Here is a 25,465-nt window from a genome sequence, read left to right on the forward strand (position 1 = left end):
AAATCATCATCAGAGAGAATGAGGAGTGTATCTGATCTGAGTCGTTTTGTACTCAGTTTGCACGCTCCCGCGTTCATGCCCGACACTTAACAAGGAGTTCCTATGGCGACGCGTATTGAGTTCAGCCAGCATGGCGGACCAGAAGTGTTAAAAGCGGTGACGTTCACCCCGGCCGACCCGGACGAGCTTGAAGTGCAGGTGGAAAACAAAGCCATCGGCATCAACTATATCGACACCTATATTCGCAGCGGGCTCTATCCACCGCCCGCGCTCCCGGCGGGGCTTGGTACTGAGGCCGCAGGCGTTGTCACCAAAGTCGGCAGTGGCGTGACGCATCTTAAACCCGGCGATCGCGTGGTCTATGCGCAGTCGGCGCTTGGCGCTTACAGTTCTGTGCATAACGTCCCAGCGGACAAAGCCGTCGTGCTTCCGGACGTTATCTCTTTTGAACAGGCGGCGGCCTGCTTTTTAAAAGGGCTGACCGTCTTTTATCTGCTGCGCAAAACCTATGAAATCAAACCCGACGAGATGTTTTTGTTTCACGCGGCCGCAGGCGGCGTCGGGCTTATCGCCTGTCAGTGGGCGAAAGCGCTTGGCGCGCGCCTTATCGGCACCGTAGGTTCGGCGGAGAAAGCCCAGCGCGCGAAGCAGGCGGGGGCGTGGGAGCTCATTAACTATCGCGAAGAGAGTGTGCCCGAGCGGGTGCGTGAGCTGACCGGCGGCAAAAAGGTGCGCGTGGTGTATGACTCGGTCGGCAAAGAGACGTGGGAATCGTCGCTCGACTGTTTGCAACGCCGCGGCCTGATGGTGAGCTTTGGCAATTCCTCCGGCCCGGTGACGGGCGTCAATTTGGGGATCCTGAACCAGAAAGGCTCACTCTACGTCACGCGTCCGTCGCTCAATGGCTACTTAACAAATCGCGCCGAGCTGGAAGAAGCGAGCAACGAGCTCTTTTCGCTCATCGCCAGCGGCGTGATTAAAGTGGATGTGACTGACAGCCAGACATTCGCGCTACAGGACGCCGCGCGCGCGCATCAGACGCTGGAGAGCCGCAGTACGCAGGGCTCCAGCTTGTTGATTCCCTGAAAGAATTAGGGCTTCCCGCAGGAAGCCCTTTCTTTTTATTGTTCGCGCTGGTTGTAGGGTACAGCGCTGATGAATTCTGTAATACGGCGGACATAGTGACAGATTGAATAAGCAAATAATATGGCTTTCGACTGAAACCTCGCCGGAAAGTTGCAAGGTTGTGATCAACCCCGCAACTTATCAGTAACGCCAGCGGTTCGCGCGGCTATAGCGTGAAGTACGGCGATAAGCAGGCACTTTCGGGGCCTTCACGCTGCGGATAACCCAGACGACCGCGACCGCCAGCAACAGCCACGGCAGCACCTTAATCATCAACGCGAACACGCCGCCGAAAAACATCACCAGCGTCGCTACCATCAAGGCAGCGATAATGCCCAGCAGCGACACGCCGGTCGCAAGCAGCATCAGGAAGAAAGCCACCACAAACAGCAGTTCAAACATTGTCGTTCTCCTTTAAAACGTTATGCCCTGCTATTACAAGTTTCGTGCCAGAATTAACCTGTTGAATTAAAAAGAAACGCCCCCGGTAACCGACGGAGGCGTTAGTGAAATTAACCATATTGTGGCGAAGATTAACGTTTATCTGCCACCAGCTTCAGCGCCTGCTCCAGCACGCTGACATCCGCGCCGGGCTTGTGGGCGTTTTCGCTCAGATAACGCCGCCACTGGCGCGCACCCGGGATCCCCTGAAAAAGGCCGAGCATATGGCGGGTGATATGGCCCAAATAAGCGCCATCCGAAAGCTCGCGCTCTATGTATGGATACATCGCGCGCACTACTGCCACCGGGTCGGCGTCCGGCGTATTGAGCCCGAAGATGTCGCGGTCAACAGACGCCAGCAGGCCCGGATTCTGGTACGCCTCACGGCCCACCATCACGCCATCCATATGTTCCAGATGCGCTTTGGCTTCTTCCAGCGTCTTGATGCCGCCGTTAATGGACATTGTAAGCTGCGGGAAATCGCGCCTGAGCTGATAAACGCGCGGGTAATCAAGCGGCGGGATTTCGCGGTTTTCTTTCGGGCTCAGGCCAGACAGCCACGCTTTGCGCGCGTGAATAATAAAGGTGTCGCAGCCGCCCTGCTCCGCCGCGGTGCCGACAAAATCGCAGAGAAATTCGTAGCTGTCCTGCTCGTCAATGCCGATGCGGGTTTTTACGGTGACAGGAATGGAGACGACATCCCGCATCGCTTTAATGCAGTCGGCAACCAGCTGCGCTTCGCCCATCAGGCAGGCGCCGAAGCGGCCATTCTGCACGCGATCGGATGGGCAACCGACGTTGAGGTTGATTTCATCATAGCCGCGCGCCTCGGCAAGCTTCGCGCAGTGCGCCAGCGCCGCCGGATCGCTTCCGCCAAGCTGTAACGCCACCGGATGTTCCTCTTCGCTGTAAGCGAGGTAATCGCCTTTGCCGTGAATGATAGCCCCGGTCGTCACCATTTCGGTGTACAGCAGCACCTGCGACGAGAGCTGGCGCAGGAAATAACGGCAGTGGCGATCGGTCCAGTCGAGCATCGGCGCGATGGAAAAGCGGTGGGCGGGGAAAGCGTTACGGGATGTGGACGTCATAATGGCTAAGCGAGTCGAAGTTCGGGCTGAAAAAGGGGCGCTACTATAGCACAAACTTCAGGCAGGGGCGCAAAGCGCCCCTGCAAAGGATCAGAAGGTCAGGCTCAGCTGCGCGCCTGCGCCCCAGGTTTCGTCTTCGCCGACGATCCCGGTGAGATCGAGATGTACGCGGTTAAACGGCGCAAAACCGACACCCGCGGTAAACACATTGCTCTCGTTATCCTTCACGTCGGCACGATAACCGGCGCGCACCGCCAGCCAGTTAAGCGGACGCACTTCAGCGCCGACGCCGACAAACTGCGAGTTCTCTTCGCTCTTAAAGCCTTTGGTTTCCGTCAGGTCGCCATCAGCGCTCAGCGTCACCAGTTCGTTATGCCAGGCCACACCGGCGGTCACCAGCGGCGAGATCTGATAAGTATCTTTATAGCCGTTGACCTCTTTGGTCTCGATATCGCGCGATACCAGGTTCTGGCCGCTCAGGCCCACGGTCCAGTTCGGACCGAAATCCGCCGCCACGCCGGCGTCGACGTTAAAGCCGGTGTCGTCGTTGCGATAGCGCGTGCTGTTCAGGTCGCCGCTGTCGTAGTTATAAATCGACGCGGTGTAGTTATAGAGCCAGGTTTTTTGCAGCTTCGGCGTAACGCCGACGGAAACCGGCACATCGCCCAGCTGGAACTGGTGCGCAAACGCCACGCCGTAGTCGGACACGATCGCCGCGCGACCAAACGCGGTGGAGGTCAGACGGTCAGTAATTTCATCGGAGCCGTTGATGGCGGCGTTGATTATCTGCCCGCCCGCGTAAATGTCGTCATTCTGGATACGACGCAGATAGTCGATATCGCTCTGATCCACACGGGTACTGATGCGGGCATGCGCGTACGCTTTCGCCACAAAGGCTACCGCCAGCACATCGTTCGGGATACTCACCGCAATGCCGCCCGCCGCACGGGCGCTCGCCGTTTTGCCGCGAAGATATTCCAGCTCATCGCCAAGCTCACCCGCCGCGCCCTGAAACTGACGCAGCGTACCGACAGGGTCGGCAGCGATATCGCCAGGCGTCAGGCTGTTCACCACATCGCGATAATATTTAACGCGATCGCTGATATGGTCGATCTCATCTTCAAGATTGTCTTTGTCGGTAATTTGCGCCTGCAACGCCGGTAGAATAACGGTAATGTCATCTTCCGGTTGAGAGCGCGCCAGCAAGGCCGGGTTAATCAGCGCGCCGCTGCCGTAATCGGCTGACGCCACGCCCGTTCCGCCCATTGCATCGTTTCGGGCCTGCGCCCAGGTATTTGCCGCACTCGCCTGATTTGCCATCACCAGAGAAAGAGCGACGGCTGCCACTGAAGGTTTGATTATATGTTTCACAGTTTACCCGCTTATTATCAACATGAAGGACATCCTCTGTCCTGGTAAGACAGAGACGATTTCTGTTGTGAAGAACGCACTACGCCAGAGGTTGAGGCATTAACTCAACGGCAATTCCGGGCTCGTTTCGTGATCGCCCTCATTATTTATAGATTAGGCTTCTTAATTCGTGTAGGTAAGCCATCGTGCGGACCGAAAAATTGTGGTGGATGATCGATCCAGCGATCCGGCCGGGTAGCGGCATAAGCGCCGTTGAGCGGGTAATAGATGCGGTTCTCCGGTTTATTCGCCTCGCCGACGACCAGCAGCCGCACCTCGCTGTCGGTATTATTGATAAAGGTGTGGCACAGACCGGTACCCGCCGGGAAACCGACGCTGTCGCCCGGTTTAAGCGGCCAGAGCTCGCCGTTAAGCCAGACCTCCGGGAATCCTTCCAGCACATAAACAAACTCTTCTTCGCTACTTTCGGCATGCGGGTACGAGGTGCGACGCCCCGGCGGCAGACGTTCATGATGGATGCCAAGTCGTGTCAGCCCCATGCGCTTCGCCAGCGGCGCGCCAATCGACATACGTTCATTGCTGTCAGGATAGGCGGCCTCATCATTGCCCTCAATGTCCTGCCAGTGACAAATACAATCAGGTCGTGCTTGCATAGAACCTCCAGAAAACGTTACCTGAAAGGTATAACACAGCCCATATGTCGGTGTTTTGGTCGGTTCATGATAAAGTGATGACTTAATCATGATTCATAGAGGATGCCGATGGATACGACGATTTCGCAGGAAGTTCTGGCGCAGGCTGAAAAGCTCTGCCAGCAACGTAATGTGCGCCTGACTCCGCAGCGCCTCGAAGTGCTGCGCCTGATGACGCTACAGCCGGGTGCCATCAGCGCGTATGATCTGCTCGATCTGCTGCGCGAAACCGAGCCGCAGGCGAAACCGCCAACCGTCTATCGCGCGCTCGATTTTCTGCTCGAACAAGGATTCGTCCATAAGGTGGAATCCACCAACAGCTATGTGCTGTGTCATCTGTTCGACAACCCGGCGCATACGTCAGCCATGTTTATCTGCGGTCGTTGCGGCGTGGTGAAAGAGGAAGCAGCGGAAGGGGTGGAAGATATTATGCATGCGCTCGCGGCGAAAATGGGCTTTGCGCTGCGCCATAATGTCATTGAAGCGCACGGGCTTTGCGCGGCCTGCGTGGAAGTCGAAGCGTGTCGTCACCAGGGCCAGTGCGGACATGACCACAGCATTACGGTGAAAAAGAAAGGACGTTAAAACAGGAAAGTGTGGGTGGTACATCCTTGTACCGTCGGGCAGGGCAGCCTCAGGGGAAAATACCGTTGAGGTGGTAGCCAGCAGATTACCAGCGGTAATCGTGGCGAGATTCCCAGTCAGTGACTTCCTTATCCGCTTCGTCTTTCGCGTAACCGTAACGCTCCTGGATTTTACCTACCAGCTGGTCACGTTTCCCTTCGATGATGGTCATGTCATCGTCGGTTAATTTACCCCATTGTTCTTTCACTTTACCTTTAAACTGTTTCCAGTTACCGCCAGCTTCATCTCTGTTCATAGACGTCTCCTTTAACATTCGGTAGTGAATCAGTCTCACAGGTTTTCCTGTGGGGGCTCAGCCAGAGTTATCTTCATCATTTGCTGAACGTACTATTCATTTTAGACGTCAATTTTAACCGTGGCGGAATATTCAGAATCTTTAACCATAACGAAGCGCCGGAGCCGACAATTACTCCCCTGACGGCACCCGCTTATTCGTGATGAAAAGTTCAGTGCAGCAGGCGCCCGCGACGCCATAAATAGCCAAGCGACAGCCCGCGCAGCGCCAGAAACACGGTGAGCGCCAGCCACAGCCCGTGGTTGCCGAGATACGGCAGCGTTAGCAGCGTCAGTCCAAACCCCAGCGCCGCGACAGCCATGCTGTTGCGCATCTCGGCCCCGCGCGTCGCGCCGATAAACATGCCGTCCAGCAGATAACACCAGACGCCGACGAGAGGCAGGATCGCCTGCCAGAAGAGATAAGGCTGCGCCAGCGCCTGCAGCGATGGCAGGGAGGTTAGCAGCGACACGATAGACGGCCCGGCGACGGCATACAGCAGCGTGAACGCGAGCGCCACCATGCCCGCCTGTCGGCACGCGGCGCGCCAGACGCTATGCAGTTGCGATTTGTCCTGTGCGCCGAACGCCTGACCGGCGTGGGCTTCCACCGCGTAGGCAAAGCCGTCGAGCGCATAGGCGGTAAAGGTGAGTAGCGTCATCAGCAGCGCGTTAACGGCGACGATATCGCTGCCGAGCCGCGCGCCAAGCACAGTAATGGATCCAAAACAGAGTTGCAGCAGCAGCGAGCGCAGCATGATGTCCCGGTTCAGCGCCAGCAGCCTGCCGACGCCGCCGCGCCAGGCGGTTTTCAGCATCAGGCGCGTAATGCCGCGCAGGCGCAGAACGCGCGCCGCCATAATAAGCCCGATGCCAAGCGTCGCGTACTCCGCGATGGCGGTCGCAAGCGCCGCGCCCTGTACATTCAGGCCCAGCCCCATCACAAACCAGAGATCGAGCGCGATATTAAGCAGATTACCGACGACCAGCAGAATGACCGGCGCTCTCGCATATTGCACGCCGAGCAGCCACCCCAGCAGCACCAGATTCGCCAGCGACGCGGGCGCGCTCAGCCAGCGAATTTCGAGAAACCGCCGCGCCTGCGCCAGCACAGCCTCGCTACCGCCGGTGATATGTAACGCCAGGTGAATAAGCGGTTCACGCAGCGCGATAATCAGCGCGCCAGCAAGCAACGCCAGCGCCATCGGCTGTACCAGCGCGCGGGCCAGCGCTGCCGGATCACGCGCGCCGAACGCTTGAGCAGTAAGGCCAGTGGTGCTCATACGCAAAAAGAGGAGCAGCATAAACAAAAAGCTGGTGGCGGTCGCGCCGACTGCGACGCCGCCCAGATACACCGGGCTGTCGAGATGGCCTATCACTGCGGTATCGACCAGCCCGAGCAGGGGCACGGTGATATTGGAGAAAATCATTGGCAGCGCGAGGCGCCAGAGGGCTTTGTCGGTAGAGGTCAGAAAGGGCATATGGCGTTCCGATGCCGTTACGCGAAGAAAACCGTTAAGAGAGGTCGCGAAGCCGGAGAGCCATTACCGTAACCGGGGCGGGCCAGTTACGGTAATGAAGCGTCACGAGGCCGGTAACGCTGTCAGAGCCATTCGCCGTTGCGAATAACGCCGACCGCGAGGCCTTCGATAGAGAAGTTGTGCTCACGCAGATCGACAACGATAGGTTTAAACTCGCTGTTTTCCGGCAGCAGCTCAACGACATTCCCCTGCTTTTTCAGGCGTTTTACCGTCACTTCATCGTCGATACGCGCCACAACGACCTGGCCGTTGCGTACATCCTGCGTTTTATGCACGGCTAACAGGTCGCCGTCCATGATCCCGATGTCTTTCATCGACATCCCGCTAACGCGCAGCAGAAAATCGGCATTCGGCTTAAACAGGCCCGGATCGACCTGATAGTGGCCTTCGATATGCTGCTGCGCCAGCAGCGGTTCGCCCGCAGCGACACGCCCTACCAGCGGCAGGCCGTTTTCTTCTTCCTGCAGCAGACGAATACCGCGCGATGCGCCAGAAACAATCTCCAGCACCCCTTTGCGCGCCAGCGCTTTCAGGTGCTCTTCCGCCGCGTTAGGCGAACGGAACCCCAGACGTTGCGCAATTTCCGCGCGCGTAGGCGGCATGCCGGTCTGGCTGATGTGATCCCGAATGAGATCAAACACCTCTTGTTGCCTGGTAGTTAATGCTTTCATTCCGCCCCCTGGGTGCATATACAGTGATGCTGTGAGTATATACAGCTAAAGGCGATTTTAAAACCATAACCGGTTAAAAAAGCGCTTCTTTAGCGATTTCTGGAAAACTTATCGCAAATGCTGCCAGAGCAGCGTGACCCACACGACCAGCGCAAGGATAATCGACATCAGCACGGCGGCGGAGCCCATGTCCTTGGCGCGGCCCGAAAGCTCATGAAATTCAGGACCGATACGGTCCACTACCGCTTCGATGGCGCTGTTGAGGATCTCGACGATCATCACCAGCATCACGGAGCTTATGAGCATGACACGGGTCATCGGGTCGACGTCCAGCCAACAAGCGATAATAATTGCAGCAATAACGGCGACCGCCTCCTGGCGAAACGCCGCTTCATTTTTCCAGGCAGCGCTCAATCCCTTCCAGGAATAGCCAGCTGCTTTAATAATTCGGGTTAATCCCTTGGTGTTATTGGCCATGACAAGAAACCTTTTTTAAATTCAGGCGTCAATGCTAATGCGCTTCGATAAAGAAGCACCACAGAAATTCTACGGAGTTTCTGATATTCTTGCGCCGCAATTGCATTATTAACCAGAGGCTTTACATCGTTTATGTCCGGTTGGCCACGAATTTACTACAAATTACTTAATTTACCATTAAGCGTGCTGGTAAAAAGCAAGTCCATCCCGGCGGCGCCCTGCCCCGAACTTGGGCTCGACACGTCACGTCCCATCATGTACGTGCTGCCATATAACTCGAAGGCAGATCTCCTGACGCTGCGGGCCCAGTGCCTGGCGCACGATCTGCCGGACCCTCTGGAGCCGCTGGTTATCGACGGCACCGAGTTGCCGCGCCATGTGTTTATCCATGGCGGCCCGCGCGTGTTCACGTACTACACGCCGAAAGAAGAGTCGATCAAGCTGTTCCACAACTATCTTGACCTGCACCGCAGCAACCCGGATCTCGACGTCCAGATGGTGCCCGTCTCCGTCATGTTCGGTCGCGCACCGGGCCGCGAAAAAGGCGAAGAAAACCCGCCGCTGCGCATGTTAAACGGCATTCAGAAATTCTTTGCGGTCTCCTGGCTTGGCCGCGACAGCTTTGTCCGTTTCTCGCCGCCGGTGTCACTGCGCCGCATGGCGACCGAGCACGGCACCGACAAGCGTATCGCCCAGAAGCTGGCCCGCGTGGCGCGCATGCATTTCGCCCGCCAGCGCCTCGCCGCCGTCGGTCCGCGTCTGCCGGCGCGTCAGGATCTCTTTAACAAGCTGCTCTCGTCAAAAGCTATCGCCCGCGCCGTTGAAGACGAAGCGCGCACCAAAAAAATCTCGCACGAGAAAGCCCAGCAGAACGCCGTGGCGTTAATGGAAGAGATCGCCGCCAATTTCTCTTATGAGGCGATTCGCCTTACAGACCGCGTACTGGGCTTTACCTGGAACCGTCTCTATCAGGGCATCAACGTCCATAACGCCGAGCGCGTGCGTCAGCTGGCCCACGACGGCCATGAGATTGTGTATGTGCCCTGCCATCGCAGCCACATGGACTATCTGCTGCTCTCCTACGTGCTCTATCATCAGGGGCTAGTGCCGCCGCATATCGCTGCCGGTATCAACCTGAACTTCTGGCCTGCCGGGCCGATTTTCCGTCGCCTGGGCGCGTTCTTTATTCGCCGCACCTTTAAAGGTAATAAGCTTTATTCCACGGTGTTTCGCGAATACCTGGGTGAACTGTTCAGCCGCGGCTATTCGGTAGAGTACTTCGTTGAGGGCGGGCGTTCACGCACCGGTCGTCTGCTCGACCCGAAAACCGGCACGCTCTCTATGACCATCCAGGCGATGCTGCGCGGCGGCACGCGTCCGATTACGCTGGTGCCGATTTACATCGGCTATGAACACGTGATGGAAGTGGGCACTTACGCTAAAGAGCTGCGCGGTGCCACCAAGGAAAAAGAGAGCCTGCTGCAAATGCTCCGCGGCCTGAGCAAGCTGCGTAACTTAGGCCAGGGTTACGTGAACTTCGGCGAGCCGCTGCCGCTTATCGCCTTCCTTAACCAGCATGTGCCGGAGTGGCGCGACGCTATCGATCCTATCGAAGCGGTGCGTCCGGCATGGCTGACGCCAACGGTCAATGAGATTGCGGCACAGCTGATGGTGCGCATCAACAACGCGGGCGCGGCTAACGCCATGAACCTCTGCTGCACCGCGCTACTGGCGTCGCGCCAGCGCTCGTTAACCCGCGAGCAGCTGACCGAACAGCTGGAGTGCTACGTGAGCCTGCTGCGCAACGTACCGTACGCGTCGGACGCCACGGTGCCGGACGCGACGGCCACACAGCTCATCGAGCATGCGCTGCAGATGAACAAGTTCGAGGTCGAGAAGGACACCATCGGCGATATCATCATTCTGCCGCGCGAGCAGGCCGTGCTGATGACCTATTACCGTAACAACATCATGCATATGCTGGTGCTGCCTTCGCTTATCGCCGCTATCGTGACGCAGCATCGCCGCATCAGCCGCGAGGCGGTGCAGCAGCAGGTCGAACTGCTGTTCCCGATGCTCAAGGCGGAGCTGTTCCTGCGCTGGGAAAAAGAAGAAGTGGCCGCCGTGGTCGATGCGCTGGTTAACGAACTGGCGCGCCAGGGGCTCATCCTTGCGGATGACGTCTGGTTGCAGGTTAACCCGGCGCGCTCCCGCACGTTGCAACTGCTGGCGGCGGGCGTTCGCGAAACGCTGCAACGCTACGCGATCACCTTCTGGCTGCTGAGCGCGAATCCGTCCATCAACCGCGGCACGCTGGAAAAAGAGAGCCGAACCGTGGCGCAGCGCCTCTCCGTGTTGCATGGCATCAATGCGCCGGAATTCTTTGATAAAGCGGTGTTCTCAACGCTGGTGCTGACGCTTCGCGATGAAGGCTATATCAGCGATACCGGGGATGCCGAGCCCGCGGAGACCATGAAGGTTTACCAGATGCTGGCGGAGCTGATGACCTCTGACGTCAGGTTGACGATTGAGAGCGCGGCCGCACAAGCGGGCGAGTGACAGGTTCTGGCAACAGACAACAAAAAGGCGGGGAGACCCGCCTTTTTTATTGGCGGGTGCGGCGTTAAATCTTCTGCAGCGAGGACGCTTTGCTTACCCGCCATGCGTATATACAGCGCTCAGGCATTATCTGGTTTCACAGGATAGGTAAGCGCAGCGCATCCACCATCAGGCGTCCATTCTGTCGTTACGCACATCTGCTCTTCACGCCATTAAAAAAGGCGGGTTTCCCCGCCTTTTTATTAAAATTTTAAATAACTTAGCGCCAGCCCGATAAACACCAACAGCCCCACGTAGTTATTATTTAAAAATGCGCGGAAGCAGGCGTCGCGATCGCGCCCGGCGATGATTTTCTGCTGCCAGATAAACAGCGCAGCAGCGCCTGCCAGCCCGGTGTAGAAAAACGCGCCCAGGCCATTCAGCCAGCCGACGGTACCCAGCAGCGCCAGCACGGCAATCTGCAACAGCCCGATAATCAACTTATCGTGACGCCCGAACAGGATAGCCGTCGACTTCACGCCGATTTTCACATCATCATCGCGATCGACCATCGCGTATTCCGTATCGTAGGCCACCGCCCAGCAGATATTGGCGAAAAACATCAGCCAGCAGCTTAACGGCAGCGACTCGCTGACGGCGCAAAACGCCATCGGAATCGACCAGCCAAACGCCGCGCCCAGCACCACCTGCGGCAGATGGGTGTAGCGCTTCATGAAGGGATACATCCAGGCCAGCGCCAGCGCCGCGACCGAAAGCAGGATCGTTTTCACATTCAGCGTCAGCACCAGCAAAAACGACAGCAGCACCAGAATAACGAACAGATTCCGTGCCTCTTTCTCCGTCACTGCGCCGCTCGGCAAAGGCCGGTGCGCCGTGCGCTTCACATGACCATCAAATTTACGGTCGGCATAATCGTTCACCACGCAGCCTGCGGCGCGCATCAGCCAGACACCGGCGACAAAGACCGCGAGGATCCACAGCGGCGGCACGCCAGGAGACGCCACCCACAGCGCCCACAGCGTCGGCCAGAGAAGCAGTAACGCGCCGATCGGCTTATCGGTGCGCATCAGGCGGTGATAGGCGAGCAGCTTATCCTGCGTCAGGCTCCACTCCATTATTTTTCCTCTCCGTACAAGGGTGATGCGGGTAAAAACAGTTCGGTCAGCAGCAGCGGCTTGCCGGACAACCGCAGCAGGGAGCGTCGTCCCCAGAGTTCGTCGCTGCGGCCCGGCTGGATAAAGTCGCGCGTCAGGGTCGATGACGTGAAGAGATAACGGCCAAGCGGCGTGGTGCCAAGCTGCTGCAACGCCAGTTCCGGCCCACACAGTGTAGACTCAGGTACCAGCGTGCGCCCAACCAGCCACGGTACGCCATCGCCGCACAGCAGAATCTCCCGCAGCCAGTAACGCGGCTCGTGGGGTAAAAACGCGCCCTCTTCAGCCAGTGCCTCGGGGCCGACAAACCCTTCAAACAGCATCTCCACGGTGACGCGTTCGCAAAAACCTTCAAAGCGGCGGGTCATGGAGTCTTCCAGCATCAGCCACTCCAGTAATGTGCTATCAAGCGTGCTGGTATCGTCAAAAAAGGACAACGCGCGCAGTTGTCTTAGCGCGGGATGGGACATGCGTGACTCTCCGGGGCCAAAAGTGGACGTATTGTAACGCAGAACCGGCAAAACGGGGGCGGGGAAACAAGGAGTAAGAACAAGAGCGCAACATGGGTGCAACAGGACATCATGTTGCGTCGGGAAAAAAGGTGCGCGAACGCGCACCAGGTGTTGCAAACATCAGCAGCGCGGGGCGACTGTCACCCCTTGCCTTTTACGCTGCTGATAAAAGTCTGGCGAGCCGTGGTGGAGCCCAGACGCTCGGCTTCATTCAGCAGTTTCAGGGCCTTATCGACATCCCCTTTGGCGACCGCCTGTTTGATGGCGCGGTTAAAATAGGCCTCAGTGTCATTCAGTACCGGTTCGCTCTTCGCGGCAGGCGCAGGTGCGGCACCCGGTGCTGGTGTTGGTGCCGGTGCGCTATAGGCCGTGGCAGGCGCTGCGGTATTGCCAACCGTCACAGAAGACGGGCCGGAAGAGCCAAACAGCGGGCCGACCAGAACGCTGGATGCGGAGTTAGTGCTTACTTTCAGTTTAAGCTTGCCGTCAGGCGTATGACGGGCCACCGGGTCAGCGATATCCGGCACGGCGTTACCCACCCCTTTGGCGTAAGCTTTCGCCGGGTTGGTCATGGTGGTGGTCTTTTGCAAATCCTGCGGCGTAGTGAAAACCAGCAGGTAAAGTTTCTGCTGCCCGAGCGCTGGCGTCAGCTTGATAACGCCCTCGAGCCGGTCTTCAGAGACCACTCCCGGTTCCTGATAGGTAAAGTAGCTGCTCGGGAAGTACGCGGCAGGCGTTAAGTTCTGATCCAGCACCAGCACGTTCGGGGCATAAATACCGGTCTGTTTGTTTGCCAGACTGGTGAGCGTGATAGTCAGCTCGCCGATATTCGCCGGTACGCTGTACGCGGCGACTTTACCGGTAATGCCCGGCACGTTCAGGGTCTGGCCGATGGCGGCGAGATCGGTCGTCTGAGTTTGCGACTGCGCGACAGGGGTCCAGGTCAGGCGCTGTAATTCAGCGGCCGGGATAGCGGGCGCAGCAGCGGTGTTCTGCGGTACGATATTCACATCAGCAACGCTGACGGCAGGCGCGCCCGCGAGCAGCGCTGCGCTTAAGCATAATGCGACGAGACGTTTTTTCATTTTTATTACCTCGGGTGGAAAGGGAAACGGTAGCCAGGCAATAGCGCGTTTCCCGAAAATCGGTACTTTCAATGAGGGGTAAGAGGGGCTTTCGCCCCCCTTGTTACTACGATAACGCGTGATTACCACCAGATTTCCATCTGGGCGCCGAAGCTCCACTCGTCGCTGTCGCCGCGGCCGAAGCTGCCGCCGTTAAAGCCATCTTTAACTGCGTAGCCATAGTTGGCGTTGTTGCTCGGGTTACCTTCACGGTCATAGCCCCATTTTTCATCCCACTTCGCATAGGTTGCGAACACGCGCAGCGCCGGACGAGACCAGATGCTGTCGCCTGCCTGCCACTGTTGCGCCAGGGTGATTTTGTACTGGTTGTTGGTTTCGTCAGTACGCTGGGATTTCACGTTGTCATAGCCAACTTCCAGCAGGGTGCTCATGATAGGCGTCCATTTGAACATCGGGCGCACACCCACGGTCCACCAGCGGGTGCCGTTGTTGTTATCCCAGTCGATATCCTGGTACATACCGACATACATCATGTCCCAGCGATCGCCCATGGAAATTGAGCCGTGGTCGATCAAACGCAGCATGTGGCCGTTGTTGTTCTGGGCATACGCAAATTTAGGATCGGTGTCGCTGATGCCAATGCCGGAGCCCTGAGACAGGCCTTTGCCCTGAGAGGTCAGCGCATCTGTCGCATACTGAACAACAAATTTGTTGAAGCCAGTACCGATGGTCTGAACGTGTTCAGCGGTGAACATCCAGCCGTCTTTGGTCGCATCGTCAGCAAGATAGTAGTCGTCACGCGCGTTGGCACGGCCATAGTCCACACCGAGTTCCAGCGTGCCGCCCGGGTTCAATTCCAGGCTACCTAAACGTACGTCAAAGACGTCGTTAGCCGTGCTCTTGTTGTAATCATAAATGCTGTCGCTTTGGAAGGTGGCCGAACCGCCAGCTTCAGAGGAACGGGTTGCCGCAACAGAGAGCTTACCAAAGCCCAGATCGACATTTTCAATACCTGCGCCCGGGCCAGAGATATCCCAGTAGTAGAAGTCGATCATGTGAACATCGTGACGCTGATAGAATCGTTTACCGGCCCAGATGGTTGAACCCGGCAGCGCATCGATCAGGTTTTTACCCTGCACGTTAGCTTCACGGAACGCCGGGCTGGTGGCTTCCCAGTCATTTTGCTGAGCAACGGAGTACGCCACGTTAGTATCGAAGTAGAAGCTCTTGTCGCCCTCTTTCCACACTTCCTGACCGAATTTAAGTTCCGCATAGGTTTCGCATTCGTTACCCAGACGGTATTTAGAACCCGCACCCGTTGCCTGGAAGCACTGCTGTTCGCCGCCACTACCGGTCCAGCCAATGCCGGAACGGGCATAACCTTTGAAGTCCACCGCAGAGGCCTGCGCGGCGAAGATACCCGCCATGACGGCCACAGCCAGAGGGAGTTTACGCAGAGTTATCATCATTCTATCTCCTGAGATCTTTTGCTTTTCTTTGTAATCGGGGGCGCTTAAACGCCCGGCTCTTTATGCAACCGACGACAGGCGGTGCCATCTTCCCGAAAAAGATGACAACGCTCCGGCGGCAAGCCGATAGCGAATGTGGCGCCCTCTTCTACCAGCACGACGTCATTCTGGCGGTAAACCAGGTTCTGACGCAGAGCAGGGATTTGGATGTGAATCTGAGTTTCATGACCTAACTGCTCGACCACCTGCACTTCGCCTTCGAGGGTAACGTCGGCGATATCGCTCGGCAGGAGGTGTTCCGGACGGATGCCAAGAGACATATTGGCGCCCACCTGAACCTGGGCACTCTCTACCGGCAGCCAGACCAGCTGGCGGTTCGGCAGCTCCACCTGCACCTGATCGATGGCGGTGGCGGTGACTTTCACCGGCAGGAAATTCATCTTCGGCGAGCCAATAAAGCCCGCGACGAAGCGATCCGCCGGATAGTGATAAAGCTCAAGCGGCTTGCCGACCTGGGCGACGCGGCCTGCGTCCAGCACCACGATTTTGTCGGCAAGCGTCATCGCTTCGACCTGATCATGGGTGACGTAAATCATGGTGCGCTTAAGGCGCTTATGAAGACGGGAGATCTCTATGCGCATCTGTACGCGCAGCGCGGCGTCAAGGTTAGAAAGCGGCTCATCAAGCAGGAAGACAGACGGCTCCGCCACCAGCGTACGGCCAATCGCCACGCGCTGACGCTGACCGCCAGAGAGGGCTTTCGGGCGGCGATCCAGCAGGTGCGCCAGCTGCAACACCTCGGCCACCTGCGTGACGCGCTGGTTGATAGCCTCTTTGCGTGCGCCGGCCAGCTTCAGGCCAAAGGACATGTTTTCAGCAACCGACAAATGCGGATAGAGCGCATAAGACTGAAACACCATCCCCACGCCGCGCTCGGCGGGCGGCACGTCATTCATACGCTTGCCGCCGATATGCAAATCGCCGCTGGTGATGGTCTCAAGCCCGGCAATCATACGCAGCAGCGTTGATTTACCGCAGCCCGACGGCCCGACAAACACGACAAACTCGCCTTCGGTAATGTCGAGATTGATATCCTTCGACACCACCACCTCGCCCCAGGCTTTTGTTACGTTGCGAAGCTGAACGCCTGCCATTCCCTTCTCCCTTGTCTACTTCACCCGCCTCTCGCGGGGGAAAACCACGTTGACGGCACTATGCGCCCTGCGCGAGGCCGGGCCATCCTCCACCCCCGGCTTTTTTATGGGGGAGGAGACGGGAGGATGAGGGGTTGGCGGCAGTCCCGACGCCGGGCGGCCCGCGGCGATTTTCGTGATGTGGACGGCAAAAAACGCAGCGGTTTTCTGTGCGCCAGACCACATAAATTCTACTTATGTAACCCAGATCACATTACGAGGCGGTGGGGCGTAGAGGAAAGGAGGATGAGAAGCGCTTGTCAGATGCCCAGACTGGTAAAGGTAAAGCCAACACGTGTATCCACGCGCAAACCACTAAAAGGATAGGAGTTATGAAAATTAAAAGCGGCGTACGCCTCCTCGCCCTCTCCGCGCTGACGACGGCGCTCTTTTCTGCCTCTGCTCTGGCCAAAATTGAAGAAGGTAAGCTGGTTATCTGGATCAACGGCGATAAAGGCTATAACGGCCTGGCCGAAGTGGGTAAGAAGTTTGAACAGGACACCGGCATCAAAGTCACCGTTGAGCATCCGGACAAGCTGGAAGAGAAATACCCGCAGGTCGCCGCGACGGGCGACGGTCCGGACATCATCTTCTGGGCTCACGACCGTTTTGGTGGTTACGCGCAGTCTGGCCTGCTGGCAGAAGTCACGCCGGAGAAAGCCTTCCAGGACAAACTCTATCCTTTCACCTGGGACGCGGTGCGCTATAACGGCAAAATCATCGCCTACCCGGTGGCGGTGGAATCCCTGTCGCTGATTTACAACAAAGATTTGGTGCCGAACCCGCCTAAGACCTGGGAAGAGATCCCGAAACTGGATAAAGAATTGAAAGCGAAAGGCAAGAGCGCGCTGATGTTTAACCTCCAGGAACCGTACTTCACATGGCCGATTATCGCAGCCGACGGCGGTTACGCGTTTAAGTTTGAGAACGGCAAATATGACGTGAAAAACGTCGGTGTGGACAGCGCGGGCGCGAAAGCGGGTCTGAATTTCCTGGTTCAGCTTATCAAAGATAAACACATGAACGCCGACACCGATTACTCCATCGCGGAAGGCGCGTTCAACAAGGGTGACACCGCCATGACCATTAACGGTCCGTGGGCGTGGGCGAACATCGACAAGAGCAAGGTGAACTACGGCGTCGCCCAGTTGCCGACCTTCAAAGGCAAGCCGTCTAAACCGTTCGTGGGCGTGCTGAGCGCCGGCATTAATGCCGCCAGCCCGAACAAAGAGCTGGCGAAAGAGTTTCTGGAAAACTACCTGCTGACCGATCAAGGTCTGGAAGCGGTGAATAAAGACAAACCGCTGGGCGCCGTCGCGCTGAAATCCTACCAGGAGAAACTGGAGAAAGATCCGCGCATCGCCGCCACGATGGCGAACGCGAAAACCGGTGAAATCATGCCGAACGTGCCGCAGATGTCTGCGTTCTGGTATGCCGTTCGTACTGCGGTCATCAACGCCGTAACCGGTCGCCAGACCGTTGACGAAGCGCTGAAAGACGCGCAGGGCCGTATTGCGAAGTAATTCTTAATGGAAAACGGCGGGTGGCGCTTTGCTTACCCGCCCTACAAAAACAATTGCAGAGATTTACGGTGGGTAAGCGAAGCGTACCCACCAACAAAAACCGGTGGGTAAGCCAACGTACCCATCACAGCATGCAAAGCGTTACATCGTGGCACGGCCACACCTACGTTTTCACCGTTGTTGAGGAAGATCCCCATGGATGTCATTAAAAAGAAACGCTGGTGGCAAAGCGACGCGCTGAAATGGTCGGCGATGGGTCTGCTGGGCTTACTGGTGGGTTACCTTGTCGTTTTAATGTACGCGCAGGGGGAGTACCTGTTCGCCATCATGACGCTGATTTTAAGCTCGGTTGGCCTCTATATTTTCGCTAATCGCCGTGCCTACGCGTGGCGTTATATCTACCCGGGCCTTGCGGGCATGGGGCTGTTCGTCCTCTTTCCGCTGGCCTGCACCATCGCCATCGCCTTTACCAACTACAGCAGCACCAACCAGCTCACCCAGGAGCGCGCGCGTCAGGTGCTGATGGACCGTAAATATCAGGCGGGCGACAGCTACACCTTCGGCCTTTACCCTTCAGGCGAACAGTGGCGTCTGGCGCTGACCGACGGCGCTGGCGGCAAATACTTCGTCTCTGAGCCGTTTAAATTCGGCGGCGAGCAGAAACTCAAGCTCACCGCCGCGCCTGCCCTGCCGGAAGGCGAGCGCGCGACGCTTCGCGTCATCACCCAGAACCGCCAGGCGCTGACCCAGCTCACCGCGGAACTGCCGGACGCCAGCCAGCTCGTTATGAGTTCGCTGCGCCAGTTCTCCGGCACCCGCCCGCTCTACACGCTCGCCGATGACGGCACGCTCACGAATAACCAGAGCGGCGTGAAATATCGCCCGAATAACGACATCGGCTTCTACCAGGCCATTAATGCCGATGGCCAGTGGGGCGATGAAAAGCTCAGCCCCGGTTACACCGTTTCCATCGGCTGGGACAACTTTTTACGCGTTTTCGCCGATGATGGCATCCAGAAGCCCTTTATGGCCATCTTCGTCTGGACCATCGTATTCGCGGCGCTGACCGTCGTGCTGACGGTGGCGGTCGGCATGGTGCTGGCGTGTCTTGTCCAGTGGGAATCGCTCAAGGGCAAAGCCATCTATCGCGTGCTGCTGATCCTGCCCTACGCGGTGCCATCGTTTATCTCGATTCTGATTTTCAAAGGGTTGTTCAACCAGAGTTTCGGGGAGATCAACATGATGCTGAGCGCGCTGTTCGGCATCAAACCGGCCTGGTTTACCGACCCGACCACGGCGCGCGCCATGATAATCATCGTCAACACCTGGCTTGGTTATCCGTACATGATGATCCTCTGCATGGGCCTTTTGAAGGCGATTCCGGACGATCTGTATGAAGCCTCGGCGATGGACGGCGCAGGCCCGTTCCAGAACTTCTTTAAGATAACGTTCCCGCTGCTCATCAAACCGCTGACGCCGCTGATGATTGCAAGCTTCGCGTTTAACTTTAATAACTTCGTGCTGATCCTGCTGTTGACCAACGGCGGCCCGGACCGCATCGGCACGACGACGCCTGCGGGGTATACCGACCTGCTGGTGAGCTACACCTGGCGTATCGCCTTTGAAGGCGGCGGCGGACAGGACTTCGGCCTTGCGGCGGCGATCGCCACGCTGATCTTCCTGCTGGTCGGTGCGCTGGCGGTGGTGAACCTCAAAGCCACGCGCATTAAGTTTGATTAAGGAGACTTCACATGGCTATGGTTCAACCGAAATCGCAGAAGCTGCGTCTGCTGGCCACGCATCTGCTGCTGCTGGCCTTTATCGCCGCCATTATGTTTCCGCTGTTGATGGTCGTGGCGATTTCGCTGCGCCCCGGCAACTTTGCCACCGGCAGCCTGATCCCGGACCAGATCTCCTGGGAGCACTGGCGTCTCGCGCTCGGGTTTAGCGTCGAGCATGCCGATGGCCGCGTAACGCCGCCGCCGTTCCCGGTGCTGTTATGGCTGTGGAACTCGGTGAAAATCGCCGGGATCACCGCAGCTGGCATCGTGGCGCTCTCCACCACCTGCGCCTACGCCTTCGCCCGTATGCGCTTTCCGGGCAAGGGCGCGCTGCTGAAAGGTATGCTGATTTTCCAGATGTTCCCGGCGGTGCTGTCGCTGGTGGCGCTCTATGCGCTGTTTGACCGCCTGGGTCAGTACATTCCGTTTATCGGGCTCAACACCCACGGCGGCGTGATCTTCGCCTATCTGGGCGGTATCGCGCTGCATGTCTGGACCATCAAAGGCTACTTCGAAACGATCGACGGCTCGCTGGAAGAAGCAGCGGCGCTGGACGGCGCGACGCCGTGGCAGGCGTTCCGTCTGGTGCTGCTGCCGCTCTCGGTGCCGATTCTGGCGGTGGTGTTTATTCTGTCGTTTATCGGCGCCATCACCGAAGTGCCGGTCGCCTCGCTGCTGCTGCGCGATGTGGACAGCTACACCCTGGCGGTGGGCATGCAGCAATATCTCAACCCGCAAAACTACCTGTGGGGCGATTTCGCCGCGGCGGCCGTGCTGTCCGCGATCCCGATTACCGTCGTCTTCCTGCTGGCGCAGCGCTGGCTGGTGAGCGGCCTGACGGCGGGCGGCGTGAAAGGCTAACCCTCTTCATCATTTTTTTTGCCACTGTAGATCCATTGTATCCCTGACTTGATGTTTGTTTCGGCGGCCTGCGGGCCGCCTTTTTTATTGTCCGCGCGCGCCGCCACGAAGCGCGCGACGGGGTCTATACTCAAGGGTTCAGATTTTGCAGCGCCCGACGGGCCTGCGTACCGTTAACGGTCGCGTTAACGCTTACTGACGACAGGGAAAGAGAATGAAAATAGCCTGCCTGCATACGGCGCAAAGTAACGTCGCGGTGTTTGATGAAGCCGCCCGCTCGCTGAGTCTTGCGCAAGACGCCCTAACCCACGAGGTCATGCCGCACCTGCTCGAACAGGCGCAGGCCGCGGGCGGTGTGACGCCAGAGATTGAAAAAGAGACCATCGCCGCGCTGGCGCAGTTGCGTACCGATGCCGATGTGGTCCTGCTTACCTGCTCGACGCTCGGCTCCGCTGCTGATTTCCTGAGCCAGGATCCGGGCATCATGCGCGTGGACCGCGCGCTGGCGCAGGCGGCGTCCACCGCCGGGCAGCCCGTGGTGGTGCTGTGCGCCGCGCCGACCACGCTTCACCCGACCGCAGCGCTGTTTCGCGCCACGCTGTCGCCCACCACACCGCTGGCCGTAGAGCTTATTCCCGACGCCTGGACGCTGTTCCAGAGCGGCCAGCATGACGCCTTTCACCAGCGTGTCGCCGGGGCCGCTGAGCAGGCATTCGCGCGCGGCGCAGGCTGCGTGGCGCTGGCCCAGGCTTCGATGGCGGGCGCGGCGCGTTACTTCAGCCACCCCAAATTGCTCACCAGCCCACGCGCCGCACTGGCGCAGATTGTCGCTCGTCTTGAGCGGGAGCGTGCGTGATGTTCGGAAATACGCCGAAAATGCGCGAGGCGCGGGTGAGTGATGTCGTGGTGGGGCGCGACGTGATGATTTATCACCCCGCCAACCTGTATGAGTGCGAGCTGGGCGACGGGGTATTTATCGGCCCGTTTGTGGAGATCCAGCGCTATACGCGCATTGGCCGCGGCACGCGGGTGCAGTCGCATACGTTTATCTGCGAGTCTGTGACCATTGGCGAGGATTGTTTTATCGGTCACGGGGTGATGTTCGCCAACGATATGTTCCGTGACGGCAAGCCAGACCCGAACAGCGACCACTGGGTGCGGATAACCATTGGCGATAACGTCTCGATTGGTAGCGGTGCGACGATCCTCGCAGAGTCGATTTGCAGCGGTGCGGTGATTGGCGCAGGCAGCGTGGTGACGAAGCCCATCACCGAGAAAGGCGTGTACGCCGGGAATCCGGCGCGGTTGTTGCGGCGGTTGTAAGCGGTAAATCGCGTGGCGGGTGCGCTACGCTTACCCGCCCTACGACATCTCAACCGTATGGTGGTTAAGCGCACCCGCCATCCCACACGAACAACCTTGTAACGGCGGTAAGCGCAGCGCGCCCACCGCCCCCTACATCTGCCGTACCTTTAACGGAAGTTCAGGCTCTTATCGCTGGTCATGCTATAGAGATCAAATTTACGGCCCAGCATCTGGCCGCCGTCGCGGGTGAGCGGCGTCCAGCCGATGGCCGCGCGGCTGCGGGTCGGGCTGGTGGTAAAGAGATCAAACGGCACGGACACATACACGCCCTTGGTGAAATCCCCTTCGCCGTACTCTTCCGGCGAGACGTTGGTGATGGTCGCGTACGCGCCCACCACGATCCCGCTGTCGAAATGTTTCATCACCTCAAGCGTGCCGCCTTTATCGCCCGCCAGATACTGGCCGACGCTCGCTTTAAACAACACGTCCTGCGCGAATGGCGGTGTCCAGTAGGCGGTCAGATGCCCGGTTTTCACGCTGTAATCGGTGAACTTCATCATGTTCTGCGGGCTGGTCCAGTCACGCTGCTTCACATAGTTGCCGTTGACGCCGAACGCCCAGTTGCTGTCCACCGGACGCCACAACACTTCGGCACCCGCGCCCGCGTACATGGTTTCCAGATAACCCGCGTAGACCTGACCGTAGAAGTCGCCGCCCAGATGCTGGAAGTAGTTCGCCTGCATGTTGTTAACGTAATAGTTGTTTTCAACATATTCACGCACGCGGGTACGCACGCGCGGCAGCGGCGAATTGTCTTTCGGGTTGGTGTAGCTGAACTTGTCGTAGTTATTCGCCAGGTTCACAAATACGCTGCCTGTCGTCAGCAGATGGTCGGTCAGCCACAGATCGGCGGTGCCCATCAGGCCGAGCTGGTACATGTAGAAGTTTTCAGGGCCGCCGATGGACTGGTTCAGCACCGGGTTTATCGAAAAGTTAAAGCGCGACTTCTCGATATACCAGCCCTGCTCCGGGTTTTCTGCCTCAACCGGCGTGACGCGCTGCTGCACCAGTTGGGTTTCATGGCCGAGCGGCTCGCCTTCGAGATGGTGCCTGAGGCTCGCCACGTCGGTTTCCGTCGTCACTTGCGGCATGTTCAGCCGCGTTTCGGTCACCCGGATGCGGTTCACGCCTTCCGGCAGGTCGTTCATGATGATACGGTTGGCGCGCTCGATGCCTTCGCGCGAGTCGCGATATTTATACTGCTCGCCGGTCACATAGAGGGTGTCGCCTTTGACCTGAATCTGCGGGTTGTTAAGCCCGGCGTTATATTTCAGCGAGGTGAGCTGATTGGCCACCACGCTGTGCTGCAGCATCGCATCCTGCGGCTGCGGATCATACTCCGGGCGACGGCTATCGTTATACGACGGGCGTAGATCGTTAAAGTTGGTGCGCAGCGTAAAGCCGAACATCACCGTGTTGCCGCGCTCGTAGCTCAGGTTAACGTCCGCCCAGTCGGCGACGCGGTAGATAGCGCCGACGTTGAACTTGCTCTTCTGATCGATTTTGCCCGCGAAGTCTTGGGTGTAGTTGTTGCCTTCATACTCCAGCTTCAGGCGCAGCGGCTGCCACGGGGTCTGGTATTCGACGCCGCCGAAAATCGCGGCCGGGCCGTGGAACATCGTGCTGCCGTCAATAGAGCCCGCGCGCTGGTAGCTCGGGTCGCGATAGCAGAATTTGTCGTCATACTGGCAGAACGGGTTTTTCACGTTGCCGTTGGTGCCGAGATAGCCCCAGCCGAGCCCGAGTGAAAAATCAAACGGGCCCCAGGCTTTGTTGGCGACCAGGTATTCGGCATCAAACAGCCCCGTACCGCCGATATCGCGCGCGCCCACCGCCACCTGCGGCAGCCAGTAGCCCTCTTCCCACAGACGCAGCTTGAGATCGAATGCTTTATCTTTATAGGTCTGGTTACCGGAGAACGACTCCACGTTGGAGTATTCGCGGGTACGCACGTCGGTATAGCGCAGCGTGGTTTCGAGCCACGGGAACAGCTGAATAGACGCCGAGTAGTAACGATACTGGTCGTTGTCGTGATAGTTAAGGCTGAGCTCGCCTTCGCGCGCCATACGCGCCGTCGGCGTCTGCAGCAGGCCCACGCCCCCAAAATCGGTCTGCGAGGGGCCAACAGGCGCCTGATACGTTTCGGCATGACAGCCGCAAGCGACCGCCAGCGCCAGCAGGCTGAAGTAGTGATGTTTTTTCATTAATCCGGTATCCGATGCGTCAGAGAGGAGATGATTTGCTCGTTCAGCCCGTCATACGCTGAGGTAAACGTATGGTCGGCAAAGCCGACGTACAGGATGCTGCCGGGCATCGGTTCGACGTGGCGTTTATTCCAGTAGGCTACCGGCACTTTTTCCACGCGCCCGGTTGGCTGAATAAGCCAGGCGTAGCTGCGCTCAGCGCCGCTCAGACGGCTGACTTCATCGAGGTAATCGGTCACCGGCTTGCCGGGGGTAAAAATTTTCTTGCCAGGCGAGCTGACCAGACCTGCGAGCGTAATGGTGGATGGCTGCTGGCCGACCCATAGCTCATAGTCGCCTTCCAGCGGCGGGTTGTTTTTCGCACGCACCCGCACCCGGTCAGGATCGAGGATCACGCGCTGACGACCCGTCACTTTCATAGCCTGCAACTGCTGGCGCACGCGGTTAATCGCCGCGCCGTCTTCGCCGCCCTCTTCGGCGGCCAGTGACGCCAGGCGGCTTAACAGCACCTGATGCTTCGCCTGCGCTTCAACGCTTGCCTGACGTTCGCTGATAACCGCGCCCAGCCACCAGCTGCCGGCTAACTGCGGTTGAGAAACTAGATCGGCGAGATGTTTCGCGCCGGAGACTTTTAGCGGCTGTGCATGGTCCCGATAAACGGTAATGGTGCCGTCGGCGAAAGCGGAAAAGCTGCCGAGGCTAAATATCAGCGAAGCGATAAGAGTGGTTTTCATTATTTCGCTGCCTTCAACAGAATAGTGGTGATGGGAAAATAGCCCGCACCCAGATATTGTTTTGACTGACGAATCTGCCCTTCGCTGTCCACCCAGAAGCGGTTATGCCAGGTGGCCGCGTCGGTGGTCACTTCTTCATCCAGCACGCGCACGGTCGTCGTGTCGCTGCCCACGTTCAGCGTGTCGGTGCCGTCCCAGGTAAAAGTGGAACGCGCGGTGGCGTAACGCACCTGATGGCGCTCGGTCCAGCCCATCGTGCGCGTCCAGGTGGCGCCGTCGATAATTTGGTTCGCGTGCGCCAGCGGGTCGGCGGCCACGTTATTGATGTCGATAAGATTGTCGGCGAGGCTTAAGGTTTTCACGACGCGGCCATGCTGCGTCACGATGGTCGCACGGTCCTGCGTAACCCATTTTTGCTGGCCATTCTCAGAAAACGCGAGCACCACAAAAAGCTGCGGGCCATTATTCAGCGTCATGTACTGGCTGGCGTAGGGCATATTCTGGATATCTTCATCCGTGAGCTGCACGCCATCCGGGCCGAAGATACTTTGCCTGAGTGAATTGCCGAGTTCCCTGGTGGTGGTGGAGCAGGCCTGGAGCATCAGGCACATCAACACAATCGCGAGTCGCTTCACGATATTTCCCCAAAAAAAGTCAAAATAACCACACCGTAGTGTGGTTATGGTTAAAGCCCCCGAAGG

General features: G+C 58.1%; 24 protein-coding genes. 8 read left to right on the plus strand and 16 right to left on the minus strand.

The annotated features are described in order from the left end of the window. The first annotated feature begins 102 nt into the window (after positions 1–102). Entirely contained in the window at positions 103–1,086 is a 984-nt protein-coding gene (locus AFK67_RS18410) for a quinone oxidoreductase (RefSeq protein ID WP_007725897.1), read from the plus strand. 180 nt (positions 1,087–1,266) lie between these two features. On the opposite strand, the gene pspG is transcribed toward AFK67_RS18410, so the two are convergent. The 4 genes from pspG to AFK67_RS18430 form a co-directional block, all read right to left on the minus strand. Then, positions 1,267–1,527: an envelope stress response protein PspG gene (gene pspG, locus AFK67_RS18415; RefSeq protein WP_007725895.1), complete on the minus strand. Its 261-nt coding sequence runs from the start codon at positions 1,525–1,527 to the stop codon at positions 1,267–1,269. 131 nt (positions 1,528–1,658) lie between these two features. Next, complete coding sequence (gene dusA, locus AFK67_RS18420; RefSeq protein WP_007725891.1) at positions 1,659–2,654, minus strand: tRNA dihydrouridine(20/20a) synthase DusA; 996 nt, start codon at positions 2,652–2,654, stop codon at positions 1,659–1,661. A 90-nt stretch (positions 2,655–2,744) separates the two neighbouring features. Beyond that, entirely contained in the window at positions 2,745–4,025 is a 1,281-nt protein-coding gene (locus AFK67_RS18425; protein WP_007725889.1) for a conjugal transfer protein TraF, read from the minus strand. Positions 4,026–4,171: 146 nt separating this feature from the next. Beyond that, entirely contained in the window at positions 4,172–4,678 is a 507-nt protein-coding gene (locus tag AFK67_RS18430; RefSeq protein ID WP_007725886.1) for a cupin domain-containing protein, read from the minus strand. A 108-nt stretch (positions 4,679–4,786) separates the two neighbouring features. Here AFK67_RS18430 and zur point away from each other — a divergent pair, with 108 nt between their 5' ends. Next, entirely contained in the window at positions 4,787–5,302 is a 516-nt protein-coding gene (gene zur, locus AFK67_RS18435; protein ID WP_007725881.1) for a zinc uptake transcriptional repressor Zur, read from the plus strand. Between the two features lie 85 nt (positions 5,303–5,387). Here zur and AFK67_RS18440 read toward each other — a convergent pair whose 3' ends face one another. The 4 genes from AFK67_RS18440 to AFK67_RS18455 form a co-directional block, all read right to left on the minus strand. Beyond that, positions 5,388–5,597, minus strand: coding sequence for a CsbD family protein (locus AFK67_RS18440; RefSeq protein ID WP_004388591.1), 210 nt, complete (start codon positions 5,595–5,597; stop codon positions 5,388–5,390). A 211-nt stretch (positions 5,598–5,808) separates the two neighbouring features. Then, entirely contained in the window at positions 5,809–7,116 is a 1,308-nt protein-coding gene (gene dinF / locus AFK67_RS18445; RefSeq protein WP_007725879.1) for an MATE family efflux transporter DinF, read from the minus strand. A 122-nt stretch (positions 7,117–7,238) separates the two neighbouring features. Continuing rightward, a complete protein-coding gene (gene lexA / locus AFK67_RS18450; protein ID WP_032967395.1) occupies positions 7,239–7,847 on the minus strand; it encodes a transcriptional repressor LexA in 609 nt (202 codons plus the stop codon). 108 nt (positions 7,848–7,955) lie between these two features. After that, positions 7,956–8,324: a diacylglycerol kinase gene (locus tag AFK67_RS18455; protein WP_007725875.1), complete on the minus strand. Its 369-nt coding sequence runs from the start codon at positions 8,322–8,324 to the stop codon at positions 7,956–7,958. 132 nt (positions 8,325–8,456) lie between these two features. Here AFK67_RS18455 and plsB point away from each other — a divergent pair, with 132 nt between their 5' ends. After that, positions 8,457–10,883: a glycerol-3-phosphate 1-O-acyltransferase PlsB gene (gene plsB / locus AFK67_RS18460; protein WP_038884581.1), complete on the plus strand. Its 2,427-nt coding sequence runs from the start codon at positions 8,457–8,459 to the stop codon at positions 10,881–10,883. Between the two features lie 242 nt (positions 10,884–11,125). Here the strand turns inward: plsB and ubiA are convergent, their stop codons facing one another. From ubiA to malK, 5 genes are all read right to left on the minus strand, one after another. Further along, positions 11,126–11,998: a 4-hydroxybenzoate octaprenyltransferase gene (gene ubiA, locus AFK67_RS18465; RefSeq protein WP_007725871.1), complete on the minus strand. Its 873-nt coding sequence runs from the start codon at positions 11,996–11,998 to the stop codon at positions 11,126–11,128. Beyond that, complete coding sequence (ubiC, locus tag AFK67_RS18470; protein ID WP_007725868.1) at positions 11,998–12,507, minus strand: chorismate lyase; 510 nt, start codon at positions 12,505–12,507, stop codon at positions 11,998–12,000. Before ubiC ends, ubiA begins: the two co-directional genes overlap by 1 nt. 182 nt (positions 12,508–12,689) lie before the next feature. Beyond that, positions 12,690–13,634, minus strand: a complete 945-nt coding sequence (gene malM / locus AFK67_RS18475; RefSeq protein ID WP_200863226.1) for a maltose operon protein MalM — start codon at positions 13,632–13,634, stop codon at positions 12,690–12,692. A gap of 122 nt (positions 13,635–13,756) precedes the next feature. After that, positions 13,757–15,103, minus strand: coding sequence for a maltoporin (locus AFK67_RS18480; RefSeq protein ID WP_038884584.1), 1,347 nt, complete (start codon positions 15,101–15,103; stop codon positions 13,757–13,759). Between the two features lie 44 nt (positions 15,104–15,147). Beyond that, positions 15,148–16,257: a maltose/maltodextrin ABC transporter ATP-binding protein MalK gene (malK, locus tag AFK67_RS18485; RefSeq protein WP_007667583.1), complete on the minus strand. Its 1,110-nt coding sequence runs from the start codon at positions 16,255–16,257 to the stop codon at positions 15,148–15,150. 371 nt (positions 16,258–16,628) lie between these two features. On the opposite strand from malK, the gene malE reads away from it, so the two are divergent. From malE to AFK67_RS18510, 5 genes are all read left to right on the plus strand, one after another. Beyond that, positions 16,629–17,819, plus strand: coding sequence for a maltose/maltodextrin ABC transporter substrate-binding protein MalE (gene malE / locus AFK67_RS18490; RefSeq protein WP_007733627.1), 1,191 nt, complete (start codon positions 16,629–16,631; stop codon positions 17,817–17,819). Between the two features lie 195 nt (positions 17,820–18,014). Continuing rightward, on the plus strand, positions 18,015–19,559 hold the full coding sequence (gene malF / locus AFK67_RS18495; protein ID WP_007733630.1) for a maltose ABC transporter permease MalF: 1,545 nt from the start codon (positions 18,015–18,017) through the stop codon (positions 19,557–19,559). Positions 19,560–19,570: 11 nt separating this feature from the next. Further along, the gene (gene malG / locus AFK67_RS18500) at positions 19,571–20,461 is read left to right on the plus strand and encodes a maltose ABC transporter permease MalG (protein ID WP_004387533.1); all 891 of its coding nucleotides are present in this window, start codon (positions 19,571–19,573) and stop codon (positions 20,459–20,461) included. Positions 20,462–20,675: 214 nt separating this feature from the next. Beyond that, entirely contained in the window at positions 20,676–21,317 is a 642-nt protein-coding gene (locus tag AFK67_RS18505; RefSeq protein WP_007733634.1) for a hypothetical protein, read from the plus strand. Then, complete coding sequence (locus AFK67_RS18510) at positions 21,317–21,784, plus strand: acyltransferase (RefSeq protein WP_007733635.1); 468 nt, start codon at positions 21,317–21,319, stop codon at positions 21,782–21,784. The genes AFK67_RS18505 and AFK67_RS18510 overlap by 1 nt, the downstream gene beginning before the upstream one ends. A gap of 149 nt (positions 21,785–21,933) precedes the next feature. Here AFK67_RS18510 and AFK67_RS18515 read toward each other — a convergent pair whose 3' ends face one another. The 3 genes from AFK67_RS18515 to AFK67_RS18525 are packed head-to-tail and all read right to left on the minus strand — an operon-like array spanning position 21,934 to position 25,399. Next, positions 21,934–24,030, minus strand: coding sequence for a YjbH domain-containing protein (locus AFK67_RS18515; protein ID WP_007733636.1), 2,097 nt, complete (start codon positions 24,028–24,030; stop codon positions 21,934–21,936). Then, positions 24,030–24,764 (minus strand): capsule biosynthesis GfcC D2 domain-containing protein, encoded by a 735-nt coding sequence (locus tag AFK67_RS18520; protein ID WP_007733637.1) that lies wholly within the window; start codon positions 24,762–24,764, stop codon positions 24,030–24,032. The genes AFK67_RS18515 and AFK67_RS18520 overlap by 1 nt, the downstream gene beginning before the upstream one ends. Further along, on the minus strand, positions 24,764–25,399 hold the full coding sequence (locus AFK67_RS18525; RefSeq protein WP_007752870.1) for a YjbF family lipoprotein: 636 nt from the start codon (positions 25,397–25,399) through the stop codon (positions 24,764–24,766). The genes AFK67_RS18520 and AFK67_RS18525 overlap by 1 nt, the downstream gene beginning before the upstream one ends. Positions 25,400–25,465 lie beyond the last annotated feature (66 nt).

The organism is Cronobacter dublinensis subsp. dublinensis LMG 23823, from assembly GCF_001277235.1.
GTDB classification, from domain to species: Bacteria; Pseudomonadota; Gammaproteobacteria; order Enterobacterales; family Enterobacteriaceae; genus Cronobacter; species Cronobacter dublinensis.